This is a genomic window from Flagellimonas taeanensis (assembly GCF_003584105.1).
Taxonomy (GTDB): domain Bacteria; phylum Bacteroidota; class Bacteroidia; order Flavobacteriales; family Flavobacteriaceae; genus Flagellimonas; species Flagellimonas taeanensis.
In genome coordinates, this window is record NZ_QXFO01000024.1 from 153399 (window position 1) to 170713 (window position 17315).

Consider the following 17315-nt stretch of genomic DNA (forward strand, 5'->3'; position numbering starts at 1 on the left):
GAATTTTGGGACAATTGATGGATAGCCATTTTGGGTTGACGGATGAGCGGTTTGAAGAAGTGTAAATAATTTTTGAAGGAGAAAAGAGTGCTTTTTGATGATGGCCAAAGCCTGGAAGTGTGGTCGATCGGTTTGGATTTTATCATAAATCGGTGAAAGGAATAAAAAGACCTTCTGACTAACCCAGTCCAGACCACTGGATTTCCCATGTTGGTCAAATGAAACGTAAATACAAGTACATATGAAAAAAGCGCTTCTTGCCCTCTTTTTGACCATCAGTTTTTTTGCCCATGCACAGAGTGTTGACTATAACGTTCATAAGGGCTATGCCGCTAATGGATATGATGTGGTTTCCTATTTTTCAGGTAAGGCCCATGAAGGGCTCAAGGAGTATACAACTGAATATGATGGGGTGAAATATAAGTTCGAAAGCCAATCCAATATGGAAAAATTCATGGCTGAACCTACAAGATATCTACCTGAGTATGGAGGATATTGTGCCTATGCTGTGGCCGTGTCTGGAAAAAAGGTAAGGGTGGACCCGGAAACTTTTGAGATCAGGCAGGGGAAACTTTACCTGTTCTACAACGCTGGTAATACCAATACCTTGGACTTATGGCTCAAAGAATCTCCAAATGTCCTGAAAACCAAGGCGGACGAGAACTGGAAAAAGATCAAGAATCCGTAACATTCCGAAGAAATCCAAGTCTAATGTGCAGGTTGTTCCTGTTCTGTGCATACGTTTTGGAGCTCCATTAACAACTAATCTCTATATGCCCAATTACGCAAAAGTCTGTTTTTATGGTTTGCTGATCAGCTTCGTTGGGGCTTTGCCCTTCGGGACGCTCAATCTTACTGCTTTTGACATTGCGGCTTCACAGGGTCTGGTCTCGGCAATTTGGTTTGCCATGGCTGTGGTTTTGGTAGAACTCTCGGTGGTCAGGATCACCCTCTACGGGAATGAAAGGTTACATTTGGGGGAAAGGGCCCTGAAGTATATCCTTCCCCTCGGCATTGTTTTTTTGCTCTATTTGTCCTTGTCCAGTTTTTTGGAAATGGACAGCGTTACGGTGACCGATTCCAAGACGGATTTTTTCCCTCAGATTGGATCGACCTTTGTGTTGGGGCTGTTGCTGAGCGCGCTGAACCCCTTGCAGTTCCCTTTTTGGATGACCTGGAACCAAGTATTGGACCGCAAAGGGATTTTGCAGAGATCGAACAGTCATTATGTATTTTATATACTGGGCATAGGTTTGGGAACCCTCGTCGGTTTGGGAATTTTTATTCTGGCCGGCAAGTTCATTTTTGCCAACTACGACCGTTATCATACCATCACAAATCTGATGATGGGGTTGTTGTACCTTGGATTTTCTTTCTACCTTATGTTCATTTTCATCAAAAAACGAATTCATCATAAAATTGAGTAAGTATGTTCAAATCTTCTTTGGATACCCTTGAGCAGTTTAAACACATCCTTTTGGAATTGCCAAAGGATTGTTATGCACAGTCATGTAGTGTACTCTCCAACTCCAGTATCGGCCAGCATACCCGCCATATCATTGAGCTGTACCTTTGTTTGATAAATGGTTATGAGACCGCCGATGTTTCCTATGATCGACGGGAGCGCAACCTGAAATTGGCCGAAGAACTTCCCTTTGCCATTGAGCAGCTCAGTTGGATCCAGGACCGGTTGGAACGCCCCAACAAGCCCATCAAGGTCAATTATGAACTGGGAGGTGAGGATGTCTGTTTGGAATCCAATTACCACAGGGAAGTGATGTACAATCTAGAGCATACCATCCACCACCATGCGCTCATCAAAGTAGGTATCCAACATTTTACGGAAAAGCAGCTTCCGGAATCTTTCGGAGTGGCGCCGTCCACCATACAATATAGAAAGGCATGTGCACAGTAAGTTTTGTACCTTCGGGGGATAAGTACATTATCACATCCAACAGGGATGAGCACATCTCCCGACCACTGGCCCATGAACCCAAAGAAGAAACCTTAGGTTCCGTGAAAGTACTCTTTCCCAAGGATCCCAAGGCCGGGGGCACTTGGTTCGCCCTCAACGACAACGGCGCCATAGCGGTTCTGCTGAACGGGGCCTTTGTGAAACACAGCTCCAATGGTAACTATGCAAAAAGCCGTGGTTTGGTCCTTTTGGACATCATTGGTAGCGAAGCCCCACTGACCATGCTCTCGGAAATCGATCTCTATAACATTGAACCCTTCACTCTTGTGTTGTTCCATGCCCATTTATTGGAATTCAGGTGGGATGGCGGACAAAAATATTTTAGGCCCTTGGACAAGTCCAAAAGCCATATCTGGTCATCTGTTACCTTGTATGATGATGCCGTCATCGGGCGCCGAGCTTCGTTGTTCGATGGATTTATGAAAAGAACCCATCCCATTGAGGCTTCGGATGTAGTTGATTTTCATACCAACAACCATGAGGATTTTGAGAACGGGTTTATCATTGACCGTGAAACCGGGTTGAAGACCTTCAGTGTGACCCAGACCATATTGGAGCATGAAGGGCAGGGCCTCTTGAAGCACATCGACCTACTGAACGATAAGGCATTCGAAGTCTCCCTTTCACCGAACCAACTCACTGTGTAAAGAATGACCTCCCTAAAATTGAAGTGGCATAAACTCACCCATTGGGAATATTGGCCGTTATGGGCCATTTATTATCCACTGTTCCCGGTTTGGCTCTTCTATTCCCTAAAGGCAGGTTCCTTTTTCTTTTTCAATGCCGCCAATCCCAGCATGAAAAATGGAGGAATGGCCATGGAATCCAAAATGTCGATCTATGGACTGATACCCCGTCAGTACATCCCCAACACAGTCTTCATTACCAAGGATGAGGCGCCCAATGTAGCCCTAGGGCGAATACGGACTTCAGGCATATCCTTTCCCTTTATTGCCAAACCTGACATTGGGATGAAATCCTTTGGGGTGGAAAAAATACATGATGAGGAGCAGTTCAGGGACTATGTTCGGAAAACCCCTTCCCACTATCTGGTCCAGGAACTGATTCCCTACGGAAATGAAGTCGGTATTTTTTATGTACGAAGGCCAGGGGAGACCCATGGGAAGATCACAGGAATTGTGTCCAAAGAATTTCTTTCCGTTATTGGGGACGGAAAAAGCACCATCTTGGAACTCATCAAGAAAAATCCGAGAAGCCACCTGCAATTGCATATACTCCAAAAGAAGTTGGGAGAGCGGCTCCACACTATTTTGGGAGAAGGGGAGGAATATATCCTGGTCCCCTACGGAAGCCACACGAGGGGCGCCAAGTTTGTGGACATCAGCCATAAATTGAACGATGCACTCACCAAGACCATAAATGAGGTTTGCATTCCCATGGAAGATTTTCATTACGGTAGGTTGGATGTGCTCTATAATACGTTTGAGGAGTTGTGCGAAGGGAAGAATTTCTGTGCCATTGAGATCAATGGGGCAGGGGGGGAGGCTACCCACATTTATGACCCCAAACATTCCCTATGGTTTGCATGGCGGGAGATTACGCGGCATTGGGGCTTGATGTGCGAGGTGAGCATGCTCAACCACCAAAATGGACATTCCTATTTGAGTTTTAGGGATGGAAGGGCCATGCTCAAGGCCAACAAAGTGTTGCAGGCTCAGCTCAAGACCATTTGAACTGGATACCGCGTTTACTTTTTGAACATAAAATAGACCGCCAAGACCAGAAAAATAAAGGAAATAATGTGGTTTGCCCTAAAGGTCTCGGTCTTGAAGACCACTAGGGTAAAGATGGCAAAGACCACCAAAGTGATGACTTCCTGGATTACCTTCAATTGAATGAGACTGAACGGTCCCCCGTTTTCCCGAAACCCGATCTTGTTAGCGGGCACTTGGAACATGTATTCAAAAAGGGCAATTCCCCAACTGATGAGTACAATGGAGATCAGGCCCAGTTTGTTGAACCATTTCCATTCGTGGAATTTGAGGTGGCCGTACCAGGCAACCACCATGAAGGTATTGCTCAAGATCAATAGTCCAATGGTAGCAAGTGCTTTCATAGATATAATCAAAGTTGATGGGGTTACTGGTGCTAAAGTAAGCCATCGCCTTGATTTTTGAACACCCTAAAACTGTACAGGCATCAAATTTTGATGACATAGGAGATGATGGATTTTACTTTGGCGTCTCTGCCACTGCTGAATTCATAGAAGTCCGAAAAGGCATATTTTTTCCCATCATGCATTTTAAGGGTGCCGTTCACAGCTCCTTCCTTTCCATGGGTCAGAATTTTGTGAAGGACAAGTTCTGAGGCAATGGACACTTTCATCGTGTCCAACTCCTTCAGGAAGGTTTCCTTTCCTTCCAAGGTCTTGTCCCCAATAATTTCCCAGCGGATACTATCGGTCACGCAGGCGTCCAGGAAGGCCACATCCCCTTTCGCAAAGGCAATGTTCAGTTTTTTTAGGAATTCCCTTTTCGGTGAATTTCCGCAATCGGATGCTATGATGATCTTGGTCATATCCAAAACTTTTGGGGTTGAACATCAACAAAGATAAAAATGCAAAACGAATACAGTTTTGCACGCTATGGTTCATTTCGGGTAATGCCGGAGGCTTTTCCTTTGGAGAAACTTGATCAATGCGGACGTATTGTCAGATGGATTGAACTATTACACAGATGCTTCCTTGTGCGTGATGGCGTCCATGATGATGGGGGCGTGGATACGGGAGTTTTCGATAAACCATTTATGGGTTTCCATCCCACCACAGATCACTCCGGCCAAGAACAGTCCGGGCACATTGGTCTCCATGGTCTCGGGGTCATAGGAAGGAAGCCGCTTTTCATCGTCGGAAAGAGCAATGCCCAGCCTTTCCAAAAAGGTGAAGTTGGGCATATAGCCCGTCAATGCGAGCACGAAATCGTTTTCCAGTGAAGTCTCGCCCTCTGGGGTGTCAATGATGATTTCCCTTGGGGCGATCTCTTTCACCGTACTGTTGTAATAGGCTTTGATACTGCCTTCCTCGATTCGGTTGATGATGTCGGGGCGCACCCAATATTTTACCCTTGGGCCTACCTCTGGCCCACGGATGATCAAAGAGACCTCCGCGCCCTTTCGCCAACATTCCAAAGCGGCATCGATGGCCGAGTTGCTGGCCCCGATCACGGCCAATTTCTGACTGGCATAAAAATGGGGGTCTTTGTAATAATGGGATACTTTCGGCAAATCCTCGCCCGGCACGTTTATGCGATTGGGCAAGTCATAGAAGCCAGTGGCCACAACCACATTTTTTGCCTTGTATTGATCTTTGTCGGTATTGACCTGGAAAATATCATTTTCTTTTTCCACGGTGATGACCTTTTCAAACAGGTGGATGTCCAGTTGGTTGGAGGTCACGATCCTTCGGTAGTATTCCAAGGCTTCGTTGCGCTTGGGCTTGGCCTCCTTGCTGATAAAGGGGATGCCATCTATTTCCAGTTTTTCCGAAGAGGAAAAAAACTGCATATTGATGGGATAGTTGAACAGTGAGTTGACAATGGGTCCTTTTTCAATGATGATATAGCTGAGGCCTCTTTTTTTGGCTTCCAGCCCACAGGCAATGCCGATGGGGCCGCCCCCAATGATTACAACATCAAACTCCTGCATTATAACGTCCTTTCTTTTAGATCTTTGATGGTTTCTGTCGGATTTTTGCTTTTGAACACAAAACTGCCGGCTACCAAAACATCGGCACCGTGTTCCACCAGTTTCTTGGCGTTGGCCGCGTTGACGCCCCCATCTATCTCGATCAGGGTATTTGCATTTTTTCGTTGGATCAGTTTTTTCAGGTCTTTCACCTTTTGATAGGTGTTCTCAATGAACGATTGCCCACCAAAACCGGGGTTTACACTCATCACGATTACAATGTCGATATCTTGGATGGTATCTTCCAACAAGTTGATGGACGTATGTGGGTTGATGGCCACACCGGCCTTCATACCCTCTGCCTTTATGGCCTGCAAAGTCCTGTGCAGATGGGGACAAACTTCATAGTGCACGGTCAGATGGTCCACGCCCAATTCCGCGAAGGCTTTGATATACCGATCGGGGTCCATGATCATCAAATGGGTGTCCAATGGTTTTTTGGCATGCTTGGCAATGGCTTCCACCACAGGCATCCCGAAGGAAATATTGGGAACGAACATCCCGTCCATGATGTCCAAATGGAACCAATCGGCCTCACTTTGGTTGACCATTTCGATATCGCGTTGCAGATTGGCAAAATCAGAGGCTAGTAACGAGGGGGCGATTATTGTCTTGTCCATGGTACAAAGTTAGCCAATTACAAGCTTCCTATAAATGAAAAAACTCCGGTAATCAGCCGGAGTTTATTCATCAATCAAAAAACGAACAGTCATGATTAACTGTTGTAGGTACACAAATTACAACTTTCCTGCCAAAAAAACAATTTAAGGTATGTTTAACTGTAATTTATTGTGTTTTTTTAGCACTTTATCCCAGATATGTCTTTAAAATCTTACTTCTGGAGGTGTGTTTTAGCCTTCTGATGGCCTTCTCTTTGATCTGTCGGACCCTTTCCCTGGTCAGGTCAAAAGTCTCGCCGATTTCTTCCAAGGTCATGGAATGTTGTCCGGCCAAACCGAAGTAAAGCCTGATAACATCGGCCTCTCTCGGGGTCAAGGTCTCCAGTGCACGCTCGATCTCCGTGCGCAAGGATTCATGCAAAAGCTCCTTGTCCGGGTTAGGGGACTCCCCACTTCGCAATACGTCATACAGATTGGAATCCTCACCATCGATCAAAGGGGCATCCATGGATACGTGGCGGCCCGAATTTTTCAGGGATTGCTTCACATCTTCCACGGTCATGTCCAATTCTTTGGCAATTTCCTCGGCAGATGGGGTACGCTCGTGGGCCTGTTCCAAGAAAGCAAAGGTCTTGTTGATCTTGTTGATGGAGCCGATTTTGTTCAAGGGCAAGCGCACAATCCTGGATTGTTCCGCCAAGGCTTGAAGAATGGACTGACGGATCCACCAAACGGCATAGGAAATAAATTTAAATCCTCGGGTCTCGTCAAAACGTTGAGCGGCCTTGATCAATCCCAAGTTCCCTTCATTGATCAAATCGGGAAGGGTGAGTCCTTGGTTTTGGTACTGTTTGGCCACGGAAACGACGAACCTGAGGTTGGCTTTGGTCAATTTTTCCAGGGCTACCTGGTCTCCCGCCTTTATCCGTTGTGCCAGCTCCACTTCCTCATCGGCGGTGATCAGATCCACCTTGCCGATTTCCTGCAAATATTTGTCCAACGAAGCGGTTTCCCTATTGGTAACCTGTTTTGTAATCTTTAACTGTCTCATCTAAAAATTTTCCCTTCAAATTAAGTTTGTGAGCAGAGGCTCATTAGGTTATACGTTGAAAAATTTAAAAAGTTACATTTTGGCGGATTTTCTTTCTAAAAGTTTTCTAAAAACGAAAAAACCCCGGGAATGTTTCCCAGGGTTTCTCTTATAATATGAAAGTTGACTTAGTCCCTTCTGGGCTTTCTGTCACGATCGCCACCTCTGCGGTCACGGTCACCACCTCTTCGGTCACGGTCGCCACCTCTTCGGTCACCACCACGATCATCTCTTGGAGGTCTTTCTTTATAGCCTTCCGGTTTGGGCAACAGTGCCTTTCTGGACACTTTTTCCTTTTTGGTCCTTGGGTCGATACCTAGGTATTTCACGTCAAAGACATCTCCCATGTTGACTACGTCGGAAACATTTTCGGTACGCTCCCAAGCCAATTCGGACACGTGGAGCAATACTTCGTTACCAGGAGCCTCGGTATATTCCACCACGGCGCCAAATTCCAACATCTTGATAACCTTCACTTCGTAAACGCTGCCCACTTCAGGCTTGAACATCAACGAGTCTATTTTGGCCAACACCATATCGATGCCATCTTGGTCGGTACCCAAAATTTCCACGATACCTTCTTCGGTATCTGGATCTTCGTTGATGACAATCGTGGTCTTGGATCTCTTTTGAAGATCTTGGATGACTTCTCCACCTTTTCCGATCAGTGCACCGATGAACTCACCAGGAATGATTCGGGTAATGATTTTTGGAGCGTAAGGTTTCACCTCTGGTCTTGGGGCTGCGATCGTGTCGATCAATTTTTCCAAGATATGCAACCTTCCATCCTTGGCCTGCATCAATGCCTTTACCAAGATTTCATAGGAAAGTCCCTTTACTTTAATGTCCATTTGGCAGGCAGTGATACCATCTGCGGTACCTGTAACTTTAAAGTCCATGTCGCCCAAGTGGTCCTCATCGCCCAAGATATCCGAAAGAACGGCATACTTGCCACTTTCAGTATCCGTGATCAATCCCATGGCGATACCGGAAACGGGTTTTTTCAATTGTATACCGGCATCCATCAAGGCCATGGTGCCCGAACAAACGGTAGCCATGGAAGAGGAACCGTTGGATTCCAATACTTCGGAAACCACACGAACGGTATAAGGACAATCTGCTGGGATCATTCCTTTAAGTGCGCGTTGTGCCAAGTTACCGTGTCCGACCTCTCTTCTGGAAGTGCCGCGTATAGGTCTTGCCTCTCCTGTTGAGAAAGGAGGGAAGTTATAGTGCAGGTAGAATGTCTCCTCACCTTCGAAGGAAGGCATGTCTATTTGGTTGGCTTCCCTGGAAGTTCCCAAGGTCACCGTTGCCAATGCCTGTGTTTCCCCTCTGGTAAAGATGGATGAACCGTGAACGGAGGGCAAATAATCCACTTCGCACCAAATGGGGCGGATGTCGGTCGTTTTCCTTCCATCCAAACGAAGGCCTTCTTCCAAAGTAAGGTTCCTGACGGCTTCTTTTTCGGCTTTATGGTAGTATTTGGAGACCAAGCCACCAAATTCTTCAAGTTCTTCTTCGGAAAAAGCGGCCTTGATCTCTTCCTTGATATTGGCAAAGGCCTCACTGCGTTCTTTTTTGGAAGAACCTGCTTTGGCTACTTGATAGACCTTGTCATAGGCCATGTCATGGATTTTCTTCTGAAGTGCTTCGTCTTCAACGGCCTGTTCGTACTCTCTGGTTTCTTTTTTACCAACGGCTTCGGCCAATCTGACCTGTGCGGCACACTGTACCTTAATGGCTTCATGGGCAAATTTGATGGCCTCTACCATTTCCTCTTCGGAAATTTCACCCATCTCACCTTCCACCATCATCACGGAATCTTCGGAAGCACCGATCACCATGTCGATGTCGGACTCCTTCAATTGTGCCATGGTAGGGTTGATAACGAACTCACCGTTCACCCGACCTACACGAACCTCAGAAATGGGGCACTCAAAAGGAATGTCGGATAATTGGATGGCTGCAGAGGCGGCCAATCCTGCCATGGCATCCGGCATGACATCTTCGTCGTGGGACATCAATTGGATCATGACCTGGGTCTCTGAGTGGTAATCTTTGGGGAACAATGGGCGCAATACCCTGTCCACTAATCTCATGGTGAGCACTTCGCCATCGCTGGGCCTTGCTTCACGCTTGAAGAAACCACCTGGATAGCGTCCCGCAGCGGCAAATTTTTCACGATAATCTACGGTAAGTGGCAAAAAGTCCACATCCGAAGCTTGATAATTGGAGACAACTGTACATAGTAACATACATTTGCCTGATTGGACAACTACAGAACCATGGGCCTGTTTTGCCAATTTTCCGGTTTCGATGGAAATCTCCCTACCGTCACCAAGGTCAATGACCTCTTTAAAAGTTTTTGGAATCATACAAATAATCTTACCCGATCCTAATGATCTGGGTCGTTAAACATTTGGTCTACCGCCGTCCGGGCGATCGGGTTGTGTTGTTGTTGTGTGCCAAGGGCACTGACCAATGAAAAACTATAAGCAGCTTTTTGTGTTTGCCCGATTTTTGGACCGGGACTTTTTAAAATTGGAACAAATCCAATAAAATAAAAAGGGGAAGCCAAGGCCTCCCCTTCCATTTTTATTTTCTGATACCCAACTCTTTGATAAGGGTACGGTACTTTTCAATATCTTTTTTCTTCAGATAGTCCAAAAGACTACGTCTTTTACCTACCAGTCTTACCAAGGAACGCTCGGTGTTATAATCCTTGTGGTTCCTTTTAAGGTGTCCTGTCAAGTGGTTAATACGGTGTGTGAACAGTGCAATCTGCCCTTCCGTAGAACCGGTGTTGCTCTCAGAGCCGCCGTGTTTCTTGAAAATGTCGGCTTTTACTTCTTTGGTTAAATACATTCCAATATTATTTAAATGATTTTTATGTATCGATCGACCTTCGATCAGCGCGCAAAGATAGTTCTTTTTTTGGACTATGAAATTTTAATGGGAGGCAAATGGCCCCTTTTACGACCTGATGGGTTGATTGGTGATCAAATCAATATACAGGTTGATGTTCTTTTTCAAGTCCCTGCGATGGGTGATGAAATCCAAAAATCCATGTTCCTTGAGAAATTCTGCGGTCTGGAAACCATCCGGAAGGTCTTTTCCTGTGGTATCCTTGACGACCCTTGGTCCTGCAAATCCGATCAAGGCACCGGGCTCGGAGATGTTGATGTCCCCTAGCATCGCATAAGATGCGGTGGTCCCACCCGTAGTGGGATCTGTGCACAAGGAGATGTAAGGTATCTTCGCCTCGGCCAACTGGGCCAATTTGGCGGATGTCTTTGCCAACTGCATAAGGGAAAGCGCAGCTTCCATCATACGGGCACCCCCGGATTTGGAAATCATCAGGAACGGAATCTTTTTCTTCATGGCCACATCAATGGCGCGGGAGATCTTTTCCCCAACCACGCTGCCCATGGAGCCCCCGATAAAGGCGAAATCCATACAGGAAACCACGAGTTCCTTTCCCATCGACTTGCCCACGGCACTCCTCACGGCATCTTTCAGACCGGTCTTTTGCTCCGCGGCCTTCAGGCGTTCGGAATATTTTTTGGTGTCTACAAATTTCAAGGGGTCTTTGGATCTTAGGTTGGCATCCAGTTCCTTGAACTTGTTGTCATCAAAAAGAATCTCGAAATATTCTTTGCTGCCGATCCTAACGTGGTAGTCATCCTCGGGACTTACATAGAAATTTTTGGCAAGGTCTTCAGATTCAACAATTTTACCTGTGGGGGATTTATACCATAGTCCCTTTGGGGTGTCCTTTTTTTCCTCTGTTAAGGTCTGTATTCCTTTTTCCTTTCTTTTAAACCAAGACGACATGTAATCAATATTTAGTTAGATGACCTATAGCGTGTTCACGTTGTTCAGGTCTTCAAAAGCTTTCTTGAGGCGGGCAATGAAGGTTTTTTCACCTTCCCTCAACCAAACCCTTGGGTCGTAGTATTTTTTATTGGGTTGGTCATCCCCTTCGGGATTCCCGATCTGTGCCTGAAGATAGGCGGATTTGTTCTGTACATAATCCCTCACACCTTCCAAAAAGGCATATTGAAGGTCAGTGTCGATGTTCATTTTAATGACACCGTATCCGATAGCTTCCCTGATCTCTTCCAAAGTGGAACCTGATCCTCCATGAAAAACAAAATCGATATGGTTATGTTCCACACCATATTTTTCTGAAATGTATTCTTGGGAGTTTCTCAGAATTTTTGGGGTCAGCTTTACGTTTCCGGGCTTGTAGACCCCGTGAACGTTACCGAAAGCAGCTGCTATGGTGAACCTATGGCTGATTTTTGAAAGTTCTTCATAGGCATAGGCCACTTCTTCGGGCTGGGTATAGAGTTTGGAATCGTCAACATCGGAATTGTCCACCCCGTCTTCTTCGCCGCCGGTGATACCCAATTCGATTTCCAAGGTCATGTCCATTTTGCTCATTCGCTTCAAGTATTCCTTACAGAGTTCGATGTTCTCTTCCAAAGGTTCTTCGGAAAGATCGATCATGTGAGAACTGTACAAAGGTTTCCCTGTGGCCTTGAAATGTTCTTCGCTGGCATCCAAAAGCCCATCGATCCAGGGCAACAATTTTTTGGCACAGTGGTCGGTGTGGAGAATCACCGTTGCCCCATAGGCTTCCGCCAATTGGTGTACGTGCTTGGCACCTGCTATTCCCCCAAGTATGGCCGCTTTTTGGCCATCATTGGAAAGTCCCTTACCGGCATTGAACTGTGCTCCTCCATTGGAAAACTGAATGATGACCGGAGAGTTCAGTGTTGCGGCGGTCTCCATCACCGCATTGATCGTATCAGATCCAATTACGTTTACGGCTGGTAATGCGTAGCCGTTTTCCTTTGCATGTTTGAAAATTGCCTGAACTTCATCACCGGTAGCAACGCCCGGTTTAATATTATGGGACATAGTTTTAGATGGTTTCGAGTTAAAATAGGGAACAAAAGTAATAAATTATTTCCTCTAGAAAGGATAATTGATCCCGATATTGAGGACCGCATTCCTGATGTTGTATTCATTGAACCAACGATCGGCTCCCACTCTTGCAGGATTGTAGGTCTTGAACCCGACATCCAACCGGAATACAAAGTAAGTGAAGTCATATCGGAGTCCCAGACCTGTACCAAGGGCAATGTCGCCCAAAGAGGAAATTCCCTGGAATATGGCATCGGGGTTGCTTTCGTTGTCAAAAACGTTCCAGATGTTCCCTGCATCTGCAAAAAGGGCCCCTTTTACGTCCCCTGCTATGGGGAAGCGGTATTCTACATTGAAGGCCAGTTTCAGGTTGGCCTCATTGAAATCGTTGATGTTGCTCGTCTTTCCGGGTCCCAGTTCGTAGGCGTTCCAAGCTCTGTTGTCGTTGGAACCCCCAGCAAAATAACTCCTCACAAAGGGGATGTTGTCCGAATTTCCGTAGGGTACGGCCATTCCGAAGAAGCTCCTGAATGCGATCACCTGTGAATCACCTATTTCCCAATGTCGTATGTAGTCGAGTTCTGACTTGATGTATTGGGAAAAAGGAACCCCGAACACCAAAAGCTGTCCATTGTCATTTTTATTGTAGGGGACAATATTTGACATGAGCGAGAGGACATTCCCTGCACTTTCCAATTTTATACGGTATTGGTAAAAATCATTGTCGTTGATGCCCGATTTGCTGTTCTTGGTATGGGTGAAGTTACTGGCAAAAATGAGGTTGTTGTCCGTCAATCGTCTTCTTCGTTCCGCAATGCTGTTCACCTCGTCCAATTGGTCCTCGGTGACAGGAACCTCGTTGTTGAGCACTGCCCGGACAAATTCGTTGGCACCTTCGGGTATGTTCAGACGGAGTGAATCAGTGGTATTGTCCACTGTTTCATAGAACGATGCAAATTGGGGGTCGTTTTGAAAATCGTCCGCAATGTTGTCGAGGTTTGAAAAAGTGTTCCGGTACACGTTATAAAAGTTGTCCGGGTTCACATTGCGCACAAATTCGACGTTCAATAGTTCAATATTGTTCTTGAGCCTATCCGTGGGCGACCAGTTGTAGGATAGTATGGAATTGAGCGACTGCTTGTCCAATCCTATGTTCCGCTGGAAGTTGGTACCCGCCAATAACCTGCTCTGGGGCAGCATGTAGCCGGGAATTATACTTTCCGTATTGAAAGGGAACCAGATTCTGGGAAAGGTAATGTTGATGTCCCCACCAAGTTCCGAAGTGAAGGTCTCGTTGGAGAGCGACGCATCGCTTAAAAGCCCGATAGATCCCCTTGCCGAAATGTTCAAGGTCTCCGCCCCCCCGAATACATTACGGGTGATCACCGACGTACTGAAAGCTGTTCCCACCTGTTGGATATTGGAATGGGTGACGTCAAAATTCAGGTTCAACGAAAATTTGGGCTTCGCCGCCAAATAGATATTGGAGATCAATTCCGTTTGGGTGGAATCTGCAATGAACTCTATGTTGGGATATTTAAAGGTGTTCAGGTTGGTGATCTGCCTGTACGTCCTTATCCGGTCCAAATCCCTATAGATACTGTCCTTTTGAAAGAAAATGGCATCGGTGAGCGCCTTGGGCCTGTACCTGAGCTTGTCATGGTAATGGATGGTGTAATTGTCGTATTCCAGTGTTTTTAGGGAATCCGAGTCACCGTTTATGGCGTAATCCGCATAGATGTTGATTTTTTTGAGGCGGGCTATCCTATAGGGTGCATTGGTATCGGAACTGTCCGTGGTGCTCCTGAATTTTTTGATGTTCAGTTGGACATCCATGAGTTGGTCATCGGCATTTTTTATGGTGTCCCTTAAAATATCATAGTTGATGGAACTTTCTTGAAAGTTATAGACTCCCGAATTCCTGAAAAGGGTGGTCAGCCGTTCCCGCTCCAAAGTGAAATTGTCCAGGTCGAACTGTTCGCCTTGCTTTACGAAACTCCGTCTGGCAGAGAGAGTGTAGATGGAGTCCAGCTCTGGCGAAGTGATGTTTTTCTGAACGGTATCGATGATGTAGGGTTTGTTCAGGTTGATGTTGTATTCCACTTCGGCCCTTTTCTTTCTTTTGCCCTCCACGATCTCGTAGGAACCATTGTTGTTGAAATACCCTTTACTGTTGTAGTAGGCCTCCAACCGCTCGACGGACTTTCGGGTAAGCGAAGTGTCGATTACCACGGGTGGCTCGCCTACCCGTTCCAGAAATTCACTGGCACCTTTTACGATGAAGGATTCCTGCAATCGGCTCACCTGCTTTTGGGAAAGGAGATTGTTCAGGCGTTTTTCCCTTTTTTCCTTTCTGTGCAACCAGTCTTGGAATGAAGAATCAGGATTTTCCTTGGCAAGGTTGTACAGGTTCAGGCGAAGGGGATAGCCGAGGACACTGCTGTTGGGTTTTTGGGAGATCAGGCCCTTGATTTCACTCGTGGAGACTTTTTCCTCGTTGACATAAATGGAGTTCTTGGTAAGCAATAATTCATCTTCCCCCACCTTTTTGAGCGTATTGCAACCCATCGTACTCAACATAAGCAACAATAGTCCTATTTTTGCCCAGTTGCCCATTAGACCTAAAGAACCCCTCATAGACGCCAAAAATACACGATTTAGATGGTTACAAAAAACCAAATTAAACTAGTTGTAAACCTAAAGCAAAAAAAGTACCGAACTCAACACGCCCTATTCGTAGTGGAAGGGGAAAAGTTAGTGAAAGAGTTGTTACAAGCGGGTGTGGAGCCATTGAAGATTTTTGTTGATGGGACATGGAAAGGGAGTGGATTGGGAGAAACGGAACTTGTTTCTGGAGCCATTCTCAAACAGATGAGCAGTTTGAAGCAGCCCAATGGGGTATTGGGGGTTTTTTATATGCCCAAGCCCCTGAAAACAGAAGTGTCGGATTGGGTGGTGGCCTTGGATGCCGTGCGCGATCCGGGCAATCTGGGGACCATCATACGGTTGTGCGATTGGTTCGGGATTCGGGAATTGGTCTGCTCCATGGACACTGTGGATTGTTATAACCCAAAGGTGCTGCAGGCCACTATGGGGTCCATAGCAAGGGTAAACATAGTTTATGCACCTCTCCCCGAATTTTTGAAAAATGCCGAACAACCCATTTTTGGTGCTTTTATGGATGGCGAACCGGTGTATGGAAGAGAGCTTCCTGCCAAAGGCATTTTGGTGATGGGCAATGAGGCCAATGGCATTTCCGATGAGGTGGGTGCATGGGTCACGGAGCGGATTTCCATTCCGCAGTTTGGGGCAGAGACCGCCGAAAGCTTGAATGTGGCCACGGCTACGGCGATTCTTCTCAACGAAATAAGGAGGTAGTTGGATTTTTAGATGGTTGGATTCTTGGACTTACAGAAGTCTAAATATTCAATGATTTAGTTTATTCAAAGGTGAAATTGATAAAGATGCCCCGCGTTCGCATGGCATTGATGTTGCCCGTCCATGGACTGTTGGGGTCGTTGTCGGGGACAAGTTCGTCCGTAAGGGCAAAAACGCCCCTGATGGAGGGTGAAAACTTGAAATATTCCGTGTAAAAATCGATGCCGAAACCCAATTCGTACCCATAGACGTTCTTCTTCATACGGAACTCACCACTGCTGTTGTCGTCCAAACTATCTTCTTTGCTCCCAAGGTTCATCGATGTGTAGACACCGCCTACGATAAAGGGTTTCCAATTGCCGATCCTTTTGGTACTGGCCTTGAGTAAAAGAGGAAACCGAATGTAGGTAGAGCGTACTTCGCGGATGGCATCGGCCTGGCTGGTGAAACCAGGGAAACCTAGGGTACGTGCGGTATAAAGAAGTCCTGGCTCAAAGCGGGCGTCCAAAAATTCGTTGATGCGCAGCTCACCGATCAAACCCACATTGAACCCAAAACTCTTGTCGACCAAGACATCTCGGCCCACATCGTCCTTGTACTCGAACTGAAAGTCATATTGGTTAAAACCCAGATAATACCCCCAGTTCAAAAATCTCTTGTCCTCGTTCTGAAGGTTGAGAATGGGGTCTTCCCCAAATTGCGCGTTGGATTTTGGACTTGCGAGGATCAGCAGTCCAAACAGGATAAGGACATTTTTCATCAAACTATTTTGTGGCGACATAGATGGAGGCTACTCCCAATGTCTGGGGTTTGTTCTCTATTCCTATAAACCCAATTTTGGCCAAAATATTGTTGAAGGCCTCCCCATGTGGGAAAACCGAGGCCGATTCGCTCAGATAAGTGTAGGCCGAACGGTCTTTGGAAAAGATCTTGCCAATGGTAGGCATAATGTATTTGGTATAGATGCGGTATCCTTGCTTGAACGGGGTCTTGGTAGGGACCGAGGTCTCCAAGATCACCAGATTTCCCCCTTTTTTCAGGACCCTTCGTATTTCTTCCAGTCCTTTTTCGAGGTTTTCAAAGTTCCGGACCCCGAAGGCCACCGTCACGGCATCAAAGGAATTGTCCTCAAAAGGAAGGTTCTCGCTATCGCCCACTACCATTTCAATGGTATCCTGTAGTTTTTTTCTCGAAACCTTTTCCTTTCCCACTTCCAGCATCCCGGGGGAGAGGTCCAGACCAATGATTTTCTCGGCACCTGTTGGGGCCAAGGCTATGGCAAGGTCGCCTGTCCCGGTTGCAATGTCCAGAATGGTCTTTGGGGATTTTTCCCTTAAATAGGAGACAATGCGCTTGCGCCATTTGATATCGGTGCCAAATGAAATCACCCTGTTGAGTCCATCATAATCTTCGGAAATGTTATCGAACATTTGCCTTACTTGCTCCTTTTTTCCCAGACCGGATTCTTTATAGGGGGTCACTTTTTCTGACATGGCTTCCATTTGCTGGCAAATATACAACTTAGGCATCTGGGAGGAAGACAAAAATATTTGTGTAATTTTGCCGAGGAATAGCGGAACCTTTTCCGTATTATGTTAATAGTATGTCATTTAGA

19 protein-coding genes are annotated in these 17315 nt (G+C 46.2%); 6 read left to right on the forward strand and 13 right to left on the reverse strand.

What is annotated here, in order from left to right:
• The first annotated feature begins 241 nt into the window (after positions 1-241).
• From D2V93_RS12710 to D2V93_RS12730, 5 genes are all read left to right on the forward strand, one after another.
• Positions 242-688 (forward strand): YHS domain-containing (seleno)protein, encoded by a 447-nt coding sequence (locus tag D2V93_RS12710; RefSeq protein ID WP_119617915.1) that lies wholly within the window; start codon positions 242-244, stop codon positions 686-688.
• 85 nt (positions 689-773) lie between these two features.
• Entirely contained in the window at positions 774-1427 is a 654-nt protein-coding gene (locus tag D2V93_RS12715) for a LysE family transporter (protein ID WP_119617916.1), read from the forward strand.
• 2 nt (positions 1428-1429) lie between these two features.
• Positions 1430-1915, forward strand: coding sequence for a DinB family protein (locus tag D2V93_RS12720; RefSeq protein ID WP_119617917.1), 486 nt, complete (start codon positions 1430-1432; stop codon positions 1913-1915).
• Positions 1903-2622: an NRDE family protein gene (locus tag D2V93_RS12725; protein WP_119617918.1), complete on the forward strand. Its 720-nt coding sequence runs from the start codon at positions 1903-1905 to the stop codon at positions 2620-2622. Before D2V93_RS12720 ends, D2V93_RS12725 begins: the two co-directional genes overlap by 13 nt.
• A gap of 3 nt (positions 2623-2625) precedes the next feature.
• Complete coding sequence (locus tag D2V93_RS12730) at positions 2626-3669, forward strand: ATP-grasp domain-containing protein (protein ID WP_119617919.1); 1044 nt, start codon at positions 2626-2628, stop codon at positions 3667-3669.
• Between the two features lie 14 nt (positions 3670-3683).
• On the opposite strand, the gene D2V93_RS12735 is transcribed toward D2V93_RS12730, so the two are convergent.
• The 11 genes from D2V93_RS12735 to tamL form a co-directional block, all read right to left on the reverse strand.
• Entirely contained in the window at positions 3684-4052 is a 369-nt protein-coding gene (locus D2V93_RS12735) for a DMT family protein (protein ID WP_072878572.1), read from the reverse strand.
• Between the two features lie 83 nt (positions 4053-4135).
• Entirely contained in the window at positions 4136-4513 is a 378-nt protein-coding gene (locus D2V93_RS12740; RefSeq protein WP_119617920.1) for a nuclear transport factor 2 family protein, read from the reverse strand.
• Positions 4514-4663: 150 nt separating this feature from the next.
• Positions 4664-5638, reverse strand: coding sequence for a YpdA family putative bacillithiol disulfide reductase (locus D2V93_RS12745; RefSeq protein WP_119617921.1), 975 nt, complete (start codon positions 5636-5638; stop codon positions 4664-4666).
• Complete coding sequence (rpe, locus tag D2V93_RS12750) at positions 5638-6297, reverse strand: ribulose-phosphate 3-epimerase (protein ID WP_119617922.1); 660 nt, start codon at positions 6295-6297, stop codon at positions 5638-5640. The genes D2V93_RS12745 and rpe overlap by 1 nt, the downstream gene beginning before the upstream one ends.
• A gap of 187 nt (positions 6298-6484) precedes the next feature.
• On the reverse strand, positions 6485-7348 hold the full coding sequence (locus tag D2V93_RS12755) for a sigma-70 family RNA polymerase sigma factor (RefSeq protein WP_072878578.1): 864 nt from the start codon (positions 7346-7348) through the stop codon (positions 6485-6487).
• A 167-nt stretch (positions 7349-7515) separates the two neighbouring features.
• Complete coding sequence (locus D2V93_RS12760) at positions 7516-9765, reverse strand: polyribonucleotide nucleotidyltransferase (RefSeq protein ID WP_119617923.1); 2250 nt, start codon at positions 9763-9765, stop codon at positions 7516-7518.
• Positions 9766-9785: 20 nt separating this feature from the next.
• Entirely contained in the window at positions 9786-9983 is a 198-nt protein-coding gene (locus D2V93_RS12765; RefSeq protein ID WP_072878582.1) for a hypothetical protein, read from the reverse strand.
• 2 nt (positions 9984-9985) lie between these two features.
• Positions 9986-10255, reverse strand: coding sequence for a 30S ribosomal protein S15 (gene rpsO, locus D2V93_RS12770; protein WP_072878584.1), 270 nt, complete (start codon positions 10253-10255; stop codon positions 9986-9988).
• A gap of 108 nt (positions 10256-10363) precedes the next feature.
• Positions 10364-11224: an acetyl-CoA carboxylase, carboxyltransferase subunit beta gene (gene accD / locus D2V93_RS12775; protein ID WP_119617924.1), complete on the reverse strand. Its 861-nt coding sequence runs from the start codon at positions 11222-11224 to the stop codon at positions 10364-10366.
• Between the two features lie 24 nt (positions 11225-11248).
• Positions 11249-12316: a class II fructose-bisphosphate aldolase gene (gene fbaA, locus D2V93_RS12780; protein WP_072878589.1), complete on the reverse strand. Its 1068-nt coding sequence runs from the start codon at positions 12314-12316 to the stop codon at positions 11249-11251.
• Positions 12317-12370: 54 nt separating this feature from the next.
• Complete coding sequence (gene tamL, locus D2V93_RS12785) at positions 12371-14959, reverse strand: translocation and assembly module lipoprotein TamL (protein WP_119617925.1); 2589 nt, start codon at positions 14957-14959, stop codon at positions 12371-12373.
• 24 nt (positions 14960-14983) lie between these two features.
• Between tamL and D2V93_RS12790 the strand changes: the two genes are divergently transcribed.
• Complete coding sequence (locus tag D2V93_RS12790) at positions 14984-15700, forward strand: TrmH family RNA methyltransferase (protein ID WP_119617926.1); 717 nt, start codon at positions 14984-14986, stop codon at positions 15698-15700.
• A 61-nt stretch (positions 15701-15761) separates the two neighbouring features.
• On the opposite strand, the gene porT is transcribed toward D2V93_RS12790, so the two are convergent.
• Positions 15762-16460, reverse strand: coding sequence for a type IX secretion/gliding motility protein PorT/SprT (gene porT / locus D2V93_RS12795; protein ID WP_108424393.1), 699 nt, complete (start codon positions 16458-16460; stop codon positions 15762-15764).
• A 4-nt stretch (positions 16461-16464) separates the two neighbouring features.
• Entirely contained in the window at positions 16465-17193 is a 729-nt protein-coding gene (gene ubiE / locus D2V93_RS12800; protein WP_119618011.1) for a bifunctional demethylmenaquinone methyltransferase/2-methoxy-6-polyprenyl-1,4-benzoquinol methylase UbiE, read from the reverse strand.
• Positions 17194-17315: the final 122 nt, after the last annotated feature.

What these genes read in the sequence shown, in the direction of transcription:
- D2V93_RS12710 (WP_119617915.1), top strand. Translation starts at nt 242, where the DNA reads ATGAAAAAAGCGCTTCTTGCCCTCTTTTTGACCATCAGTTTTTTTGCC.
- D2V93_RS12715 (WP_119617916.1), top strand. Translation starts at nt 774, where the DNA reads ATGCCCAATTACGCAAAAGTCTGTTTTTATGGTTTGCTGATCAGCTTC.
- D2V93_RS12720 (WP_119617917.1), top strand. Translation starts at nt 1,430, where the DNA reads ATGTTCAAATCTTCTTTGGATACCCTTGAGCAGTTTAAACACATCCTT.
- D2V93_RS12725 (WP_119617918.1), top strand. Translation starts at nt 1,903, where the DNA reads ATGTGCACAGTAAGTTTTGTACCTTCGGGGGATAAGTACATTATCACA.
- D2V93_RS12730 (WP_119617919.1), top strand. Translation starts at nt 2,626, where the DNA reads ATGACCTCCCTAAAATTGAAGTGGCATAAACTCACCCATTGGGAATAT.
- D2V93_RS12735 (WP_072878572.1), bottom strand. Translation starts at nt 4,052, where the DNA reads ATGAAAGCACTTGCTACCATTGGACTATTGATCTTGAGCAATACCTTC.
- D2V93_RS12740 (WP_119617920.1), bottom strand. Translation starts at nt 4,513, where the DNA reads ATGACCAAGATCATCATAGCATCCGATTGCGGAAATTCACCGAAAAGG.
- D2V93_RS12745 (WP_119617921.1), bottom strand. Translation starts at nt 5,638, where the DNA reads ATGCAGGAGTTTGATGTTGTAATCATTGGGGGCGGCCCCATCGGCATT.
- rpe (WP_119617922.1), bottom strand. Translation starts at nt 6,297, where the DNA reads ATGGACAAGACAATAATCGCCCCCTCGTTACTAGCCTCTGATTTTGCC.
- D2V93_RS12755 (WP_072878578.1), bottom strand. Translation starts at nt 7,348, where the DNA reads ATGAGACAGTTAAAGATTACAAAACAGGTTACCAATAGGGAAACCGCT.
- D2V93_RS12760 (WP_119617923.1), bottom strand. Translation starts at nt 9,765, where the DNA reads ATGATTCCAAAAACTTTTAAAGAGGTCATTGACCTTGGTGACGGTAGG.
- D2V93_RS12765 (WP_072878582.1), bottom strand. Translation starts at nt 9,983, where the DNA reads ATGGAAGGGGAGGCCTTGGCTTCCCCTTTTTATTTTATTGGATTTGTT.
- rpsO (WP_072878584.1), bottom strand. Translation starts at nt 10,255, where the DNA reads ATGTATTTAACCAAAGAAGTAAAAGCCGACATTTTCAAGAAACACGGC.
- accD (WP_119617924.1), bottom strand. Translation starts at nt 11,224, where the DNA reads ATGTCGTCTTGGTTTAAAAGAAAGGAAAAAGGAATACAGACCTTAACA.
- fbaA (WP_072878589.1), bottom strand. Translation starts at nt 12,316, where the DNA reads ATGTCCCATAATATTAAACCGGGCGTTGCTACCGGTGATGAAGTTCAG.
- tamL (WP_119617925.1), bottom strand. Translation starts at nt 14,959, where the DNA reads ATGAGGGGTTCTTTAGGTCTAATGGGCAACTGGGCAAAAATAGGACTA.
- D2V93_RS12790 (WP_119617926.1), top strand. Translation starts at nt 14,984, where the DNA reads ATGGTTACAAAAAACCAAATTAAACTAGTTGTAAACCTAAAGCAAAAA.
- porT (WP_108424393.1), bottom strand. Translation starts at nt 16,460, where the DNA reads ATGAAAAATGTCCTTATCCTGTTTGGACTGCTGATCCTCGCAAGTCCA.
- ubiE (WP_119618011.1), bottom strand. Translation starts at nt 17,193, where the DNA reads ATGTCAGAAAAAGTGACCCCCTATAAAGAATCCGGTCTGGGAAAAAAG.